The sequence below is a fragment of the Ruegeria sp. BC5 genome, assembly GCF_056539205.1.
This window is the reverse complement of sequence record NZ_JBQFUN010000001.1, coordinates 534,841-548,225: the sequence shown is the minus strand read 5'-3', so window position 1 is coordinate 548,225 and position 13,385 is coordinate 534,841. Positions and strand designations below refer to the sequence as shown.

The window sequence follows — 13,385 nt, the reverse complement described above, 5'->3', positions numbered from 1 at the left end:
TATTTTACGGGCTTTAGGTTGCAGGGCGCCCGTGGGCACCCTGCGTCAGGTCTGGATTACTGAATCCAGCCTTTTTCCTTGTAGTACTTCTCGGCACCCGGATGCAGCGGAGCCGACAGGCCATCCGCGATCATCTCTTCGGGCTTGAGGTTTGCAAATGCCGGGTGCAGCTTTTTGAAGTCGTCGAAGTTTTCAAAGACCGAGCTGACAACTGCATACACCGCGTCTTCCGACACGTCTGCCGAGGTCACGAAAGTCGCGCCAACACCAAAGGTTGCGGTGTCACCGTCGGAACCGCGATACATGCCACCGGGGATGGTTGCGGTGCGGTAGAACGAGTTGTCGCCAACCAGCTTGTCCACGGCGTCGCCGCTGACATTCACCAGCACGGAATCACACGCGGTGGTGGCTTCTTGGATCGAACCCGAGGGGTGGCCAACGGTGTAAACCATCGCGTCGATCTGGTTGTCGCACAGAGCAGCAGACTGTTCAGCTGCTTTCAGTTCGGTCGCCAGTTCGAAATCGTCGGTGGTCCAACCCATTTCGCCCAGCAGGACCTCCATGGTGCCGCGCTGACCGGAACCGGGGTTACCGATGTTGACGCGCTTGCCCTTCATGTCTTCAAAGTTCGTGATGCCGGAATCGGCACGGGCAACCACGGTGAACGGCTCGGGGTGTACCGAGAAGACGGCGCGCAGACCTTCGAAGGGACCAGCCTCTTCGAATTTCGAGGTGCCGTTAAAGGCGTGGTACTGCCAGTCGGACTGCGCCACACCAAACTCCAGCTCGCCTTCGCGGATGGTGTTGATGTTGTAAACCGAACCACCGGTCGATTCGACCGAGCAGCGCACGCCGTGCTCTTTGCGGCCTTTGTTGACCAGACGACAAATCGCGCCGCCTGTCGGATAATACACACCGGTCACACCACCGGTGCCGATTGTGATGAATTCCTCTGCATACGCGGCCGGAGCCATAAGGGCCGCGGTGACGACCGCGCCGAGGCTAAGCTTGCTGCTGTTTTTCATTTTCGTGAACTCCCAATTCTTTTGGTGGATGGGAGACTGTTAGCGGTCCCATCCGGGACCTGCCGGTACGCCAACTGTACCTGTCTTGCAACAGGCACAAGCGACTGAATTTCCAAAATCTCCCAACACCTTCGACGTTTCATTCAGATACTCAACTTGTCAACCCCCGTACTCGGCCTGACACGCCCACGCCGCATATCTGAGGGCTTTTTCAAAACTTTCCCCCCAGAATGCCCATCTCACAGGTCTTTTGGGTGGTCAGGAACAATTCTTTTGAAACTCGGTTCGGTGATCTCTAGTGTCAAACCGACATTCACAGACACCTGTAAGCGCAGGGCTGGAAACGAATTTGTTCTGCAACTGTCAGGAAAGGCCATTTAAAATGAAGCCCGCGTCCCCCAGCCCGTTGCTTGTCATCGCTCTGACCATCAGCGCAGCGATTGCGGCCTGGGGTATAGTCGACCCGCAAGGGCTGGGGCGGCTTGCATCCGCAGCGGTGGCCACGCAGTTCAATAGCCGTGGCTGGTTCATCATGCTTGAGGTCAGCGGCCTGTTGTTTGTCACGCTGTATCTGGCCTTGTCCCGATTTGGCGACATCCGCCTTGGTCCCGACGGGGCCGAGCCTGAGTTTTCAACGCCTGCCTGGATCGCCATGTTGTTCGCAGCTGGCATGGGCGTTGGTCTGTTGTTTTATGGCGCGGCCGAACCCCTGACCCATTTCGAGGTTCTGCGCCAATACAACCCCGATCCCATGGCCGCCGGTCATGCATTGTTCATCACCTATCTGAACTGGGGATTTCACGCCTGGGCCATCTACGCGATCGTTGGTCTGGTCATCGCTTATTTTGCCTATCGTCGAGGGCGCACACTACTGCTGAGCGCCCCTGTAGCCGATACATTGGGTGAGGCCCGCTGGACCAAATCTCTGGGATGGGTTTTCGATCTGCTCTCGATTGTTGCGATAGCCGTGGGCTTGGCCGGTTCGCTGGCGATGGGCGTATTCCAGATTCAAACCGGCCTGGCTGGTCTGATCGGGATTGATTCACCTGGCGTGCTAACCCTGCCCGTTTTTGCCTTGCTTTGCGTGGCTTATATCATTCCGCTGCGCCGCGACCTTGGCGAAGGGATGTCTCTGCTGTCCAATATCGCGATGCTGATTGCGGTTGGAATGATGGTCTATCTGCTGATCCTCGGCCCCACATCGTTCATGATGGACGGCATCGTGTCAGGCTTCGGACGCTACCTCTTCGGCGTTCTTCCGGCTGGATTCTCTACAGCTGAATTCTTCGACGACATCATCGTCGACTGGTTCCACGGCTGGACGCTGAACTATATGATCTGGTGGTTGGCCTGGTCGCCTTTTGTGGGCATTTTCATCGCCCGAATCTCTCGCGGGCGCACGATCCGAGAGTTTCTGGTTGGTGTCATCGTTGCTCCCACCTTGTTCTCGATCCTGTGGTTCGGCATTTTCGGTGGGCTGGGTTTCTACGACACTCTGCGTCAGGACGGCACCCTGTCCGCCGTTAACGCCGAGAATCTGGACGCGACAACCTTTGCCCTGCTTGCAAAATTCCCCTTGGGCGGTGTGACGCAAATCGCCACTGTTTTGGCCGCGTTCCTGTTCGTTGTAACCAGCGTCGTAAGCGCAGGTTTCACACTTGCAATGATCGGCACCGGAGGCGACGAGAACCCGTCGCCCCGCATCCGTACAATCTGGGGCATTATTTTGGGGGCACTGGGACTGGCGATGATTCTGGTGGGCGACATTTCCGTGGTCAGATCAATCATCGCACTTTCGGCCATGGCGTTCGTCTTTATCGTACCGATCCTCGTGATCTGCCTGTTCAAAAGCCTATCGCGAGAGGACCGGACATGAGCGGACAGTTTGTTGATACCATGCTGAATGTTGTCGTTTTCGCATATATCGGAGTCCTGATCTGGTTGATCTTCACAGGCTTTCCCAAGGCATCCAAACCTGCCGACTCTGAGACTCAGGCAAAACGTCACCAAAACGAAAAGATGTGATTTGGCAGTATGTGCAAACGCAATGCCGAAAAAGAAAAAACAGAGAGCAGGTTTCCCTAACCCTCTGTTTTTACTTTGGTACCCAAGGCCGGACTCGAACCGGCACGGTATCACTACCGGGGGATTTTGAATCCCCTGCGTCTACCATTCCGCCACTTGGGCCACGACCATTGGATTAGCGCCCATAACCGGGAAGGTCCAGAGGCAAAAAGCAACCAAAATCCAGTTTGTATTCGCGGTGATGCTTGACGCCTTGCCGGGCGCGTGGTTTGGCTTGCGCTACGTTAGAACAGGATTTTAGCATCTTATGTTGCGATCGCTTTATGACTGGACCATTCGTCTGGCAGAACATCCGCATGCATTGTGGGCGTTGGCCTTCGTGGCTTTTATCGAAAGTTCGGTCTTTCCGATCCCACCTGATGTTTTGATGATTCCCATGATTCTGGCCCGCCCGTCGCGGGCTTGGCTGATTGCATCGGTCGCACTGGTCTTTTCGGTGTTGGGGGGCTTGCTGGGCTATGCCATTGGCGCGTTCTTTTATGAAAGTCTCGGCCAACCGATCCTCGAGTCGATGGGCAAAGCCCACGCCATGGAAGAGTTCAATACCCGCTTCAACGATTTCGGCTTTTGGGCCGTGCTTGCGGCTGGGGTTACCCCCTTCCCCTACAAGGTCATTACGATCATGTCCGGTTGGACTGGTATGCCGCTGGGCACTTTCATCGCCACCTCTATCCTGGCGCGTGCCTTGCGGTTCTTCATGGTTGCCGGTCTGCTTTGGGGCTTTGGAGAACCGATCCGGGCCTTCATCGAGAAGCGGCTGGGCCTTATGTTCACTCTTTTCGTCATCCTGCTGTTCGGCGGGTTTTTCGTGGTGAAATACCTATGACTCGCAAAAACACTCTGATCCTGATCGCTACGGCAGGGTCCGCGGCACTTCTGCTTGGGGCGTGGGGGTTTCAGTACCTCGGCGGCTTGGCGCCTTGCAAAATGTGCATCTGGCAACGCTATCCGCATGGCGCCGCCGTTCTAATTGGAGCAATGGCTTTGGCCCTGCCACGGGCAACGCTGTTGCCATTGTTGGGCGCGCTTGCGGCCCTAACCACGGCTGCAATCGGCGTGTTTCACGCGGGGGTCGAGCAGAAATGGTGGGAAGGCCCGTCTAGCTGCACATCCGGTGACATAGGCGGCCTGTCGACAGAAGATCTGATGGAACAGATCATGTCCGCCCCGCTGGTGCGTTGCGATGATATCCCCTGGCAGATGTTGGGCTTGTCGATGGCAGGTTGGAACGCTGTCCTGTCCGGCGTGTTGGTGCTGGTCTGGATCGCAGCCTGGCGCGCTCGTTAAAGTTCGTCCAGTTCCGCATCCCAATAGAGAAAGTCGATCCAGCTGTCATGCAGGTGGTTCGGCGGGAACTTGCGCCCAATATTGCGCAACGCCTCTGATTCCGGTTGGCGCGGAGGCTTACGCAGCGTCATCCCCGCCTGTCGCAATGACTTGGACCCTTTTTTTAGGTTGCACGGGCTGCAGGCCGCCACGACATTCTGCCAGCTTGTGACGCCCCCTGCCGCACGCGGTACCACATGGTCAAACGTCAGATCACCCCGGCTGCCACAATACTGACAGCGGAATTCGTCCCTCAAAAATAAATTAAAGCGCGTGAAGGCCACGCGCTTTCTAGGTTTTACATAATCTTTCAGGACAACGACCGAAGGTATTCGTATCTCGGTACTGGGGCTTCGGACGACTTCGTCGTATTCAGCCACTATGTCCACCCTGTCCAGCCAAGCAGCCTTGATCGCCTCTTGCCATGGCCACAGGGATAACGGGTAATAGGATAAGGGGCGATAATCGGCGTTCAAAACCAATGCCGGATGATGCCTGAGCGCACCGGGTTCCCTGACAAATTCGGTCCTGAAGTCTCCATCCATCTCAGAATCGCTCCTCGCTCTGCTCTGCCCGTTTTTGACATCAGAGCGGGGAACACCCGCCCCGGCCTTAACTTAACTATATATCGTGTTAAATCTCTGACAAGCCCTGAGTTTCCACAATATCTCGGGGATTGGTTAATCCGAATCTGTAACACCTGCGTAACAGTTATCCACAGGTTGCGCCTCACTGACCTGCGAGCTATGGCGTTTGTCATGTCCTGGTTCATTCGCTTCAACAAACCTTTCGATGTGCTACCGCAGTTTACCGACCGCGCCAACGCAGATTCGCCCCGCCGCACTCTGTCAGACTATATCGATCTGCCAGGCGTTTACCCGGCCGGGCGGCTGGATCGGGACAGCGAAGGCTTGATGCTGCTGACCGACAACGGGCGACTGCAAGCGCAAATATCGGACCCAAAACACAAGATGGCCAAAACCTATTGGGTTCAGGTCGAAGGTCTGCCGGATGACGCTGCCTTGAAAGCCCTGCGAGACGGGGTTGAACTGAAAGACGGCCTGACCCGCCCTGCCAAAGCCCGGTTGATGGATGAACCGCCAGGGCTGTGGCCCCGCAATCCGCCGATCAGAGTGCGCCAGACGGTGCCCGATTGCTGGATCGAACTGACCATCCGCGAGGGCCGCAATCGGCAGGTGCGGCGGATGACAGCTGCCGTCGGTCACCCGACCCTGCGCCTGATCCGCGCCCGGATCGGCGACTGGTCGCTAGAGGGGCTTGAGCCAGGCCAATGGGACAGCCTACCGACGCCAACATTGAACTCTGCCCCGCAACGCAAACGCGACCGTCGCCCACGCCGGTGACAAAAACTGCATGTTGTGATAGGCTTACAGCATGAAAGTCACACCCGACATTCCAGTACCAACCGGCATTCTTGAGGCCGCTCTCTATGTCGACGACTTGGATGCTGCCGAACGGTTTTATGGAGAGATCCTGGCGTTGGAGAAAATCCAGCGCGTGACGGATCGACACGTATTCTTCCGGATCGGCAGTTCGGTCTTGTTGTTGTTTAACGCGGAAGAAACCGAGAAACCGCCGGGCAATCCCGACTTGCCCGTTCCCCCCCATGGCGCGCACGGGCCTGGCCACGTTTGTCTGATCCTGACACGCGCGGAGATCGACACGATGCGCAAACATCTGCTGGATTGGAATATCCCCTTAGATGCCGAGTTTGACTGGCCAAACGGCGCACGCTCTCTTTACGTGCGCGATCCGTCAGGCAATTCGGTTGAATTTGCCGAAGGGCATTTGTGGGGCTGACCCCTCAGAGTGCCGCGCCCGCCGATAGATCAAACCTTTTAGATATTCTATCAACCGGCGTGCCATCCTGCAGTGGCACGCCATAGGCGACCGAGTAGTCTTGAAACCCCATCTTGTCGTAGTAGCCAAGGCCCATCCCATTATCGGCGCGGATGGTTGCATTAATCGCTGTAAACCCCATTGCCACCGCGAATTTCGAAGTTTCGGCGAACAAGGCCCGGCCTGCCCCTTTCAGCGCAGGATGACGTCTGGTGAAGGTCGCGATATCGGCGCAATCCTGTGGCAACACGTCGTGCATTCCCAGCCACTGAAAGCCAGCCACCTCTCCTTGATCGTCCAAGGCGACGTGGGTGCAGATTTTGTCAGCGCCCTCTAGGTAGCTTTGAACGAACAACGCGTCAGAGAACGGAATTTCAAACGCGGTGCTGCCCCCGATTTCGATGATCTCATTGAGGATGCGGCAAGCTGTGGCCACATCCTCTGGCATCATGGGGCGGACCGCGATCATCCCTACAGGCTCAGTTTGTCGCGCATGAAGGCCAGCGCGACACTCAGGCCGTCCGGCGCAATTCCGTGGCCGGTACCCTTCATCACATGAGCGTAAACCTCTTTGAACCCGGCCTCTTGCAGCGCTTCAGCGGCGGCGGGCAAGGATTGCGGCGGCACCACATCATCGACGTCACCATGAACCAGCAGAATCGGCATCCGGCTGACCGTCTCGTCGGGCAGCAGATCGGGCTCTAGCAACCGTCCCGAAAAGGCAACGATGCCGGCAACCGGATCCTCGCGACGCGGTGCGACGTGCAGGCTCATCATCGTGCCCTGGGAAAACCCGAACAATACAACCTGTTCCGGCAAAACATCCTCGTCCACCATCAGCGCATCGAGGAAGGCGTTGAAATCCTCAACCGCCATTTCCATTCCTCGTCGGGCCTCTTCTTCGGATGAACCGTCAATCCATGGGATCGGAAACCACTGAAACCCATTTGGCATCCCGGGGATCTGCTCGGGCGCATCAGGGGCGACAAACAGCGTGTCAGGCAAGTGTTCGCCCAACGGATCAGCCAGACCCAGCAAGTCGGCCCCATTGGCCCCATAGCCATGCACGAACACCACGACTGAGCGCGTATCGCCCGAAACCGGCTCTTTTCGGAGCGCATTCAAAACCCGTGTCATCTGATCCCTTCTCGTTCTTTTGCCACCCGGTAATAGGCCCACAACACACGCGCCGCAACCGATCGCCAGGGCGACCAAGCTTCGGCCATTTGGCGCAGTTCTTTGTCCGTGGGACGTTTGGGCAAGTCATAGAGGATGCGCGCTGCCTCTTGCAGCGCCAGATCGCCCGGAGCGATCACATCGGCGCGCCCCAAAGAGAACATCGCGTATATTTCAGCTGTCCAGACACCGATCCCCGGCACCTCGGTCAAAGTCGCGATGACATCCGCATTAGATGCGTCGCGTAATGTCTTGTAATCAATACGCGCCTCAGCCAACGCGCGTGCGTAGCGTATCTTTTGACGGCTCAGCCCCACAGCCCGCAAATCGTCATCGGTTGCCCACATGATCTTGCGCGGTCCGGTGAGCTTGGCATCCTGCAGCCGTTTCCAGATCGCATTGGCCGAGGCCACGCTGACTTGCTGGCTGACAATAGCGCTGAGAAGTTGGGCAAACCCATCCGGACGGCGACGCAGGGGCAAAGGCCCAGTCTGATCCATCGCCCAGGCCATCCGCGGGCATTCCGCGGCCAGCCATTCGGCGCCCTCTGCGACACAGTCAGGTGATTCAATGATGCGTCCGACAGACATGGGCCCTCCGGGAAAATGATATCGCGCTCACGGTAGGTTGCTTTGTCGCAGATGCAACCCGCTTGTACGACAGGCTTTTCAAAGATACGCATTGGCGCATGACACTAACGACGACAACCCTCGACACCAGTCGCGCCAAGCGCAATGTCGCCGTTTTGGTGGCGGCACAAGCTGTACTGGGCGCACAGATGCCGATGCTCTTTATCGTGGGCGGGTTAGCTGGGGATTCACTGGCTACAAACGCGTGTCTGGCCACCCTGCCGATTTCGCTCATCGTGCTGGGGTCAATGCTGGCTGCCACGCCGATCTCGGCGATCATGCAGCGCTGGGGACGGCGCGCCGGGTTTCTGGTTGGTGCTACTGCGGGGGCTTGCGGCGGGGCGGTCGGCGCGTACGGGTTGTTTCTGGGCTCGTTCCCGGTCTTCCTGCTGGGAAGCCTGCTGACCGGCATTTACATGAGCGCGCATGGATTTTACCGCTTTGCAGCTGCTGATACGGCGTCTGACGTGTTTCGGCCCAAAGCGATTTCATATGTCATGGCAGGCGGTCTTGCAGCGGCGATCATCGGTCCGCAGATCGTCAAACTGACCTCGACCGCATATGTGATTCCGTTTTTTGGCACCTATCTGGCTGTCATCGCGATGAATGTCTTTGGGTCAGTGCTGTTTTTCTTCCTCGATATCCCGACGCCCGAAAAGCCAAAGGAAGACGCGCCCAAAGGACGATCCCGGCTTGAAATGCTTAGAACCCCACGCATCGCCGTGGCGATCATTTGTGCGATGGTTTCCTACGCTTTGATGAATCTTGTCATGACCTCGACCCCGCTTGCGGTTGTGGGGTGCGGTTACAGCGCCAACGATGCCGCTGATGTCGTCACTAGCCATGTTCTGGCGATGTATGTGCCCAGCTTTTTCACGGGCCAGTTGATCGCGCGGTTCGGAGTCGAAAAAATTGTAGCCCTCGGTCTCGCCATTCTGGCCGGCGCGGGTGTGGTTGCTTTGCAAGGCGTCGAGTTGGGCAATTTCTTTATCGCGCTGATCCTGCTGGGCATTGGCTGGAACTTTGGCTTTATCGGCGCCACGACGATGCTGGCCGCGTCGCACGACGTGAACGAACGTGGGCGGATGCAGGGGCTGAACGACCTGCTGGTGTTTGGCGGCGTGACACTTGCGTCGCTCGCTTCGGGTGGGTTGATGAACTGCTCGGGTGGGTCACCAGTCGAAGGCTGGACCGCCGTGAACCTGGCCATGATCCCACTGTTGACACTGGCAGGTGGTGCGCTGCTGTGGTTGGTTCTGAAACCCTCTGAGCCGGAAACGGTCTGACGCCTACCAGCGCCCGCTGGCAACGGACCACATTAAGGACGCTCTGCGGCGAATTTCACCCTGTGCGAGGTCCCCGACGGCGACGCGCTCTGGGCGAGTCACGACTCGCCGCAAAACCCATTCTGCCTGCCATCCCGCAAAAAGCGCGGGGCGGGCATCTGCTGAAATACCTGCACTGTTTGACCGTGCGCGCTGAAGTTTGTCCAAGGCCTTTTGCGCCAGTGACCGAACACCATCAGGCGTGCCGTCAAGCAAAGGAATACGACCACGCGCCTCAAGATCGGGGATCGCCCGAAACCAGTTCGCCACCCCTACGCCATAGCCGAAATCGCGCAGCACAGCTTCGTCCGCTTCACCCAGAACCTGCGCGGCTGCGACCATCAAGGATCCGGCGCTATGGTTGATATAGGTGTCGAAATGCGCTTCGTCCTCAAACGGATCACGGTAAATGTCCCAACGCCTTACGGCCACATACTCATCCAACGTAGCCGCCAGATCGGGCGACAGGACCTGCGACAGAGGCGTCACAACCTCATGCCGGCGCACCGCCTTACCTTCGGCAATCTCTTGCAGCGCATCGCGCCACCATTGCAGGCGCATTTCAGCGATCATTGTCTCTTGCGTGACCCAAGGGGCCCGAGCAACCTCGACATTCAGCGCATAGAGCGGGAACAGTTTAGGCCGTACCGCAACGGGTGCCGCCATGACCGCAATGAACCGGTCAGGATCAGCGCGATGCACCAATGCTGCGCAGGCCTTAACGTCATCATCAAAATCTACGCTCACTCGGCCACCGCCGTCTGTGACCCGCAATCGCGCACCAGTTTCCACTGTATCGCGTCCAACAGCGCCTCGAACGAGGCATCGACTATGTTCGCGCTTACGCCCACGGTCGACCAACGCCGCCCCTGCCCGTCTTCGCTGTCGATTATCACGCGGGTCACCGCCTCGGTGCCGCCCTGCGTGATGCGTACCTTGAAGTCGACCAGACGCATGTCGGACAAAATCTGCGAATACTGCCCCAGATCCTTGGCCAGCGCTTTGGCCAGCGCGTTCACCGGCCCCCGGTCACTGCCGTCCTCGTCCAAAGACTCGCTAACCGACAGTTTCTTTTCCCCGTCGACTTTCACAACAACGACGGCTTCGGATAGGCTGACCATCTTGTTGTACTTGTTCTTGCGCCGCTCAACGGTCACCTTATAGCGCTTGACCTCAAAGAACTCGGGCAGCTGCCCCAACTCATCACGTGCCAGCAGCTCAAAACTGGCCTGCGCAGTGTCATAGGAATACCCCTCGGCCTCGCGCTGCTTGATCCGGTCCAGAATGCACCCCAGCGCCGGGTTGTCCATTTCGACGGACAGACCGGCCTCGGTCAGGCGTTTGCGCAGGTTCGACTGCCCCGCCTGGTTCGACATCGGAATGATCCGCGCATTCCCGACAGAGGCCGGATCGACATGTTCATAAGTCGATGGGTCCTTGAGGATCGCGCTGGCATGCAGCCCTGCCTTATGCGCAAAGGCCGAGGCGCCGACATAGGCCGATTGCTTGCTGGGCACCCGGTTCAGGATATCGTCCAGCATCCGACTGACCCGCGTCAAACCGGCCAAGGCCTGCCCGCTGACACCGATATCGAAACCCGACGCATAGGGCTCCTTCAACAGCAAAGTCGGGATCAGAGCGGTCAGATTCGCATTACCGCATCGCTCACCCAACCCGTTCAGCGTGCCTTGTATCTGCCGCGCGCCCGCATCGACAGCGGCCAGAGAGCAAGCCACCGCGTTTTCGGTATCGTTGTGGGTGTGAATGCCCAAGCGGTCACCGGGCAATCCGGCGGCAATCACTTCGGTCACGATCCGCGTCACCTCGGCGGGCAGTGCGCCGCCATTGGTGTCGCACAGCACAACCCAGCGCGCACCGGCGTCCAAGGCCGCCTGACACACCTGAACCGCATAGCCGGGGTTGTCCTTGTACCCGTCAAAGAAATGCTCGGCGTCAAACAGAGCCTCACGACCCTGTGCCACGATATGCGCGACGGAGGCGCGGACGTTCTCGACATTTTCTTCCAGCGAAATTCCCAGCGCGTGGGTCACGTGGTAATCATGCGACTTGCCCACCAGACACACCGCCTGCGTGTTTGCATTCATCACCGCGGCCAGAACATCGTCATTTTCAGCAGACCGGCCCGACCGCTTAGTCATGCCAAATGCGGTCAAACGGGCCGAAGTCTTGGGCGCAACATCGAAAAACGCGCTGTCAGTCGGGTTCGCGCCCGGCCAACCGCCTTCGATATAGTCGACACCCAGCGCGTCCAACGCCTGTGCGATCTGCACCTTCTCAGAGGTCGAAAACTGCACGCCCTGCGTCTGTTGCCCGTCTCGCAGGGTGGTGTCGTAGAGGTAGAGGCGGTCTTTGGTCATCACACCCCCTCCAGCTTGGCAGCGTCGAACCCAGCACCGGGCACCAGTTCGACACCATCCTTGCTCATACGAACCTCAAGCCCAGCAGCCAGATAAGCGGCTTTGAGACGGTCCACTTCCGAGAAATCCTTGCTTTGCATCGCAATGACCCGCGCATCTGCCAACCGGTCCGCATGTGCCGACAAATCCGTCGATGTGGTATCCGCCCACGCCCCCATCACGGGGGTCAAGAGACCAAGCAATTGTGCGCTGGCCAACAAACCAACGGCATCTCCATCCGCAGCCAGACGGTGGAGTTCAGCCAAAGCACCCGCAGTGTTCAGGTCGTCACTAAGCGCTGCGATAACTGCAGGTGCCGCGCTGGCGGCGGGCTCGATGCCCGACGTCAGCGCCCGCCACTTGCGCAGCGTCGCCTCGGCTTCACGTGCCTTCTTCTCAGTCCAATCCATCGGCTTACGATAGTGGGTTTGCAGGAAGACAAAGCGGATCACCTCACCCGGGACGCCCTGCTCCAGCAGATCATGGACGGTGAAGAAATTGCCCAGAGATTTGGACATCTTCTTGCCTTCCACCTGCAGCATCTCATTGTGCAGCCAGACCTTTGCGAACTCACCATGCGGATGGGCGCACTTGCTCTGCGCGATCTCATTCTCATGATGCGGGAACATCAAGTCATTGCCACCGCCGTGGATGTCAAAACTCTCGCCCAACAGCTCATAGCTCATGGCCGAGCATTCTATGTGCCAGCCCGGACGCCCTCGGCCCCAAGGGGAGTCCCACCCCGGCAATTCATCGGTCGAGGGCTTCCACAGCACGAAATCCATCGGGTTTTTCTTGTAAGGCGCAACCTCAACCCGAGCGCCCGCGATCATGTCGTCGAGGGACCGGCCCGACAATTCGCCGTAATGTTCTTTCCAACTGTCCACGGCAAACAGAACGTGCCCCTCTGCCGCGTATGCGTGGCCCTTAGCGATCAGATCCTCGATCATCGCGATCATCTGCGCAATGTATTGCGTAGCGCGCGGCATCTCATTGGGTTCTAGCGCCCCAAGCGCGCCCATGTCGTGCAGATACCAACCGATGGTCTCTTTCGAGCGCTCCTGAACCAGCTGCTCCAACGTGCCTTCAGCCCCCGCCTGTTGCCGTGCCAGCGCAGTCGCGTTGATCTTGTCATCCACGTCCGTGAAATTGCGCACATAAGTCACGTGATCCGCACCATAGGTGTGTCGCAACAATCGGTAGAGCACATCGAACACCACTACAGGCCGTGCGTTGCCCAGATGGGCGCGGTCGTAAACGGTGGGCCCACAGACATACATCCGCACATTGTCGGCACTGATCGGCACGAAATCCTCTTTCGTCCGCGTCCGGGTGTTGTGCAGTTTGATCGTCGTCATCGGTCGGCTCCTAAAGACAGCATGGCTGGTCGCGTTAACGCGGGCTTAGCAACTTGTCTCAGGGATGAAAACGAAAGAAACCGGCCCGCTTGAAGTATCAGCAGGTAATGCAGCAAATAATGATGCAGGTCATCGGGTTCATATTGTCCCAGTATCACGGCGACCGCCTTTCGCCAAGCCTTGA

General features: G+C 58.1%; 15 protein-coding genes and 1 tRNA gene. 7 read left to right on the top strand and 9 right to left on the bottom strand.

All coding sequences use genetic code 11. The features are described from left to right. Positions 1-56: 56 nt before the first annotated feature. Positions 57-1,025 carry a TAXI family TRAP transporter solute-binding subunit gene (locus tag ACR0LY_RS02810; protein WP_170348796.1) on the bottom strand — a complete coding sequence of 323 codons (969 nt, stop codon included), beginning with the start codon at positions 1,023-1,025 and terminating at the stop codon, positions 57-59. A 382-nt stretch (positions 1,026-1,407) separates the two neighbouring features. Here ACR0LY_RS02810 and ACR0LY_RS02805 point away from each other — a divergent pair, with 382 nt between their 5' ends. Then, positions 1,408-2,901, top strand: coding sequence for a BCCT family transporter (locus ACR0LY_RS02805; RefSeq protein WP_170348797.1), 1,494 nt, complete (start codon positions 1,408-1,410; stop codon positions 2,899-2,901). Then, entirely contained in the window at positions 2,898-3,050 is a 153-nt protein-coding gene (locus tag ACR0LY_RS02800) for a hypothetical protein (protein WP_170348798.1), read from the top strand. Before ACR0LY_RS02805 ends, ACR0LY_RS02800 begins: the two co-directional genes overlap by 4 nt. 76 nt (positions 3,051-3,126) lie before the next feature. On the opposite strand, the gene ACR0LY_RS02795 is transcribed toward ACR0LY_RS02800, so the two are convergent. Next, positions 3,127-3,212, bottom strand: a tRNA-Leu gene (locus ACR0LY_RS02795). A 145-nt stretch (positions 3,213-3,357) separates the two neighbouring features. Here ACR0LY_RS02795 and ACR0LY_RS02790 point away from each other — a divergent pair. Both ACR0LY_RS02790 and ACR0LY_RS02785 read left to right on the top strand, forming a co-directional pair. After that, complete coding sequence (locus ACR0LY_RS02790) at positions 3,358-3,936, top strand: YqaA family protein (protein ID WP_170348799.1); 579 nt, start codon at positions 3,358-3,360, stop codon at positions 3,934-3,936. Next, positions 3,933-4,397: a disulfide bond formation protein B gene (locus ACR0LY_RS02785; protein ID WP_170348800.1), complete on the top strand. Its 465-nt coding sequence runs from the start codon at positions 3,933-3,935 to the stop codon at positions 4,395-4,397. Before ACR0LY_RS02790 ends, ACR0LY_RS02785 begins: the two co-directional genes overlap by 4 nt. On the opposite strand, the gene ACR0LY_RS02780 is transcribed toward ACR0LY_RS02785, so the two are convergent. After that, positions 4,394-4,981 (bottom strand): HNH endonuclease, encoded by a 588-nt coding sequence (locus ACR0LY_RS02780; protein WP_170348801.1) that lies wholly within the window; start codon positions 4,979-4,981, stop codon positions 4,394-4,396. The genes ACR0LY_RS02785 and ACR0LY_RS02780 overlap by 4 nt on opposite strands. A gap of 213 nt (positions 4,982-5,194) precedes the next feature. Between ACR0LY_RS02780 and ACR0LY_RS02775 the strand changes: the two genes are divergently transcribed. Further along, positions 5,195-5,800: an rRNA large subunit pseudouridine synthase E gene (locus ACR0LY_RS02775; protein WP_170348802.1), complete on the top strand. Its 606-nt coding sequence runs from the start codon at positions 5,195-5,197 to the stop codon at positions 5,798-5,800. Between the two features lie 31 nt (positions 5,801-5,831). Next, positions 5,832-6,257 (top strand): VOC family protein, encoded by a 426-nt coding sequence (locus ACR0LY_RS02770; RefSeq protein WP_170348803.1) that lies wholly within the window; start codon positions 5,832-5,834, stop codon positions 6,255-6,257. Positions 6,258-6,261: 4 nt separating this feature from the next. Here ACR0LY_RS02770 and ACR0LY_RS02765 read toward each other — a convergent pair whose 3' ends face one another. Genes ACR0LY_RS02765 through ACR0LY_RS02755 form a run of 3 tightly spaced genes read right to left on the bottom strand, consistent with a single transcriptional unit; the run spans position 6,262 to position 8,062 of the window. Further along, positions 6,262-6,765: a GNAT family N-acetyltransferase gene (locus tag ACR0LY_RS02765; protein ID WP_170348804.1), complete on the bottom strand. Its 504-nt coding sequence runs from the start codon at positions 6,763-6,765 to the stop codon at positions 6,262-6,264. 2 nt (positions 6,766-6,767) lie between these two features. Continuing rightward, positions 6,768-7,433 carry an alpha/beta hydrolase gene (locus ACR0LY_RS02760; RefSeq protein ID WP_170348805.1) on the bottom strand — a complete coding sequence of 222 codons (666 nt, stop codon included), beginning with the start codon at positions 7,431-7,433 and terminating at the stop codon, positions 6,768-6,770. Further along, on the bottom strand, positions 7,430-8,062 hold the full coding sequence (locus ACR0LY_RS02755; RefSeq protein ID WP_170348806.1) for a DNA-3-methyladenine glycosylase family protein: 633 nt from the start codon (positions 8,060-8,062) through the stop codon (positions 7,430-7,432). The genes ACR0LY_RS02760 and ACR0LY_RS02755 overlap by 4 nt, the downstream gene beginning before the upstream one ends. A 98-nt stretch (positions 8,063-8,160) precedes the next feature. On the opposite strand from ACR0LY_RS02755, the gene ACR0LY_RS02750 reads away from it, so the two are divergent. Beyond that, positions 8,161-9,387: an MFS transporter gene (locus ACR0LY_RS02750; RefSeq protein WP_170348807.1), complete on the top strand. Its 1,227-nt coding sequence runs from the start codon at positions 8,161-8,163 to the stop codon at positions 9,385-9,387. Between the two features lie 3 nt (positions 9,388-9,390). On the opposite strand, the gene ACR0LY_RS02745 is transcribed toward ACR0LY_RS02750, so the two are convergent. From ACR0LY_RS02745 to cysS, 3 genes are read right to left on the bottom strand one after another with little or no spacing between them, the layout of a single operon-like run. Further along, positions 9,391-10,173, bottom strand: coding sequence for a squalene/phytoene synthase family protein (locus ACR0LY_RS02745; protein WP_170348808.1), 783 nt, complete (start codon positions 10,171-10,173; stop codon positions 9,391-9,393). Beyond that, positions 10,170-11,804, bottom strand: a complete 1,635-nt coding sequence (gene cimA, locus ACR0LY_RS02740; protein ID WP_170348809.1) for a citramalate synthase — start codon at positions 11,802-11,804, stop codon at positions 10,170-10,172. Before cimA ends, ACR0LY_RS02745 begins: the two co-directional genes overlap by 4 nt. Beyond that, complete coding sequence (gene cysS, locus ACR0LY_RS02735; protein WP_170348810.1) at positions 11,804-13,201, bottom strand: cysteine--tRNA ligase; 1,398 nt, start codon at positions 13,199-13,201, stop codon at positions 11,804-11,806. The genes cimA and cysS overlap by 1 nt, the downstream gene beginning before the upstream one ends. Between the last annotated feature and the right edge of the window lie 184 nt (positions 13,202-13,385).

Bases quoted from the DNA above. Each gene is read 5' to 3' on its own strand.
- ACR0LY_RS02810 (WP_170348796.1), bottom strand. From the start codon at position 1,025: ATGAAAAACAGCAGCAAGCTTAGCCTCGGCGCGGTCGTCACCGCGGCC.
- ACR0LY_RS02805 (WP_170348797.1), top strand. From the start codon at position 1,408: ATGAAGCCCGCGTCCCCCAGCCCGTTGCTTGTCATCGCTCTGACCATC.
- ACR0LY_RS02800 (WP_170348798.1), top strand. From the start codon at position 2,898: ATGAGCGGACAGTTTGTTGATACCATGCTGAATGTTGTCGTTTTCGCA.
- ACR0LY_RS02790 (WP_170348799.1), top strand. From the start codon at position 3,358: ATGTTGCGATCGCTTTATGACTGGACCATTCGTCTGGCAGAACATCCG.
- ACR0LY_RS02785 (WP_170348800.1), top strand. From the start codon at position 3,933: ATGACTCGCAAAAACACTCTGATCCTGATCGCTACGGCAGGGTCCGCG.
- ACR0LY_RS02780 (WP_170348801.1), bottom strand. From the start codon at position 4,981: ATGGATGGAGACTTCAGGACCGAATTTGTCAGGGAACCCGGTGCGCTC.
- ACR0LY_RS02775 (WP_170348802.1), top strand. From the start codon at position 5,195: ATGTCCTGGTTCATTCGCTTCAACAAACCTTTCGATGTGCTACCGCAG.
- ACR0LY_RS02770 (WP_170348803.1), top strand. From the start codon at position 5,832: ATGAAAGTCACACCCGACATTCCAGTACCAACCGGCATTCTTGAGGCC.
- ACR0LY_RS02765 (WP_170348804.1), bottom strand. From the start codon at position 6,765: ATGATCGCGGTCCGCCCCATGATGCCAGAGGATGTGGCCACAGCTTGC.
- ACR0LY_RS02760 (WP_170348805.1), bottom strand. From the start codon at position 7,433: ATGACACGGGTTTTGAATGCGCTCCGAAAAGAGCCGGTTTCGGGCGAT.
- ACR0LY_RS02755 (WP_170348806.1), bottom strand. From the start codon at position 8,062: ATGTCTGTCGGACGCATCATTGAATCACCTGACTGTGTCGCAGAGGGC.
- ACR0LY_RS02750 (WP_170348807.1), top strand. From the start codon at position 8,161: ATGACACTAACGACGACAACCCTCGACACCAGTCGCGCCAAGCGCAAT.
- cimA (WP_170348809.1), bottom strand. From the start codon at position 11,804: ATGACCAAAGACCGCCTCTACCTCTACGACACCACCCTGCGAGACGGG.
- cysS (WP_170348810.1), bottom strand. From the start codon at position 13,201: ATGACGACGATCAAACTGCACAACACCCGGACGCGGACGAAAGAGGAT.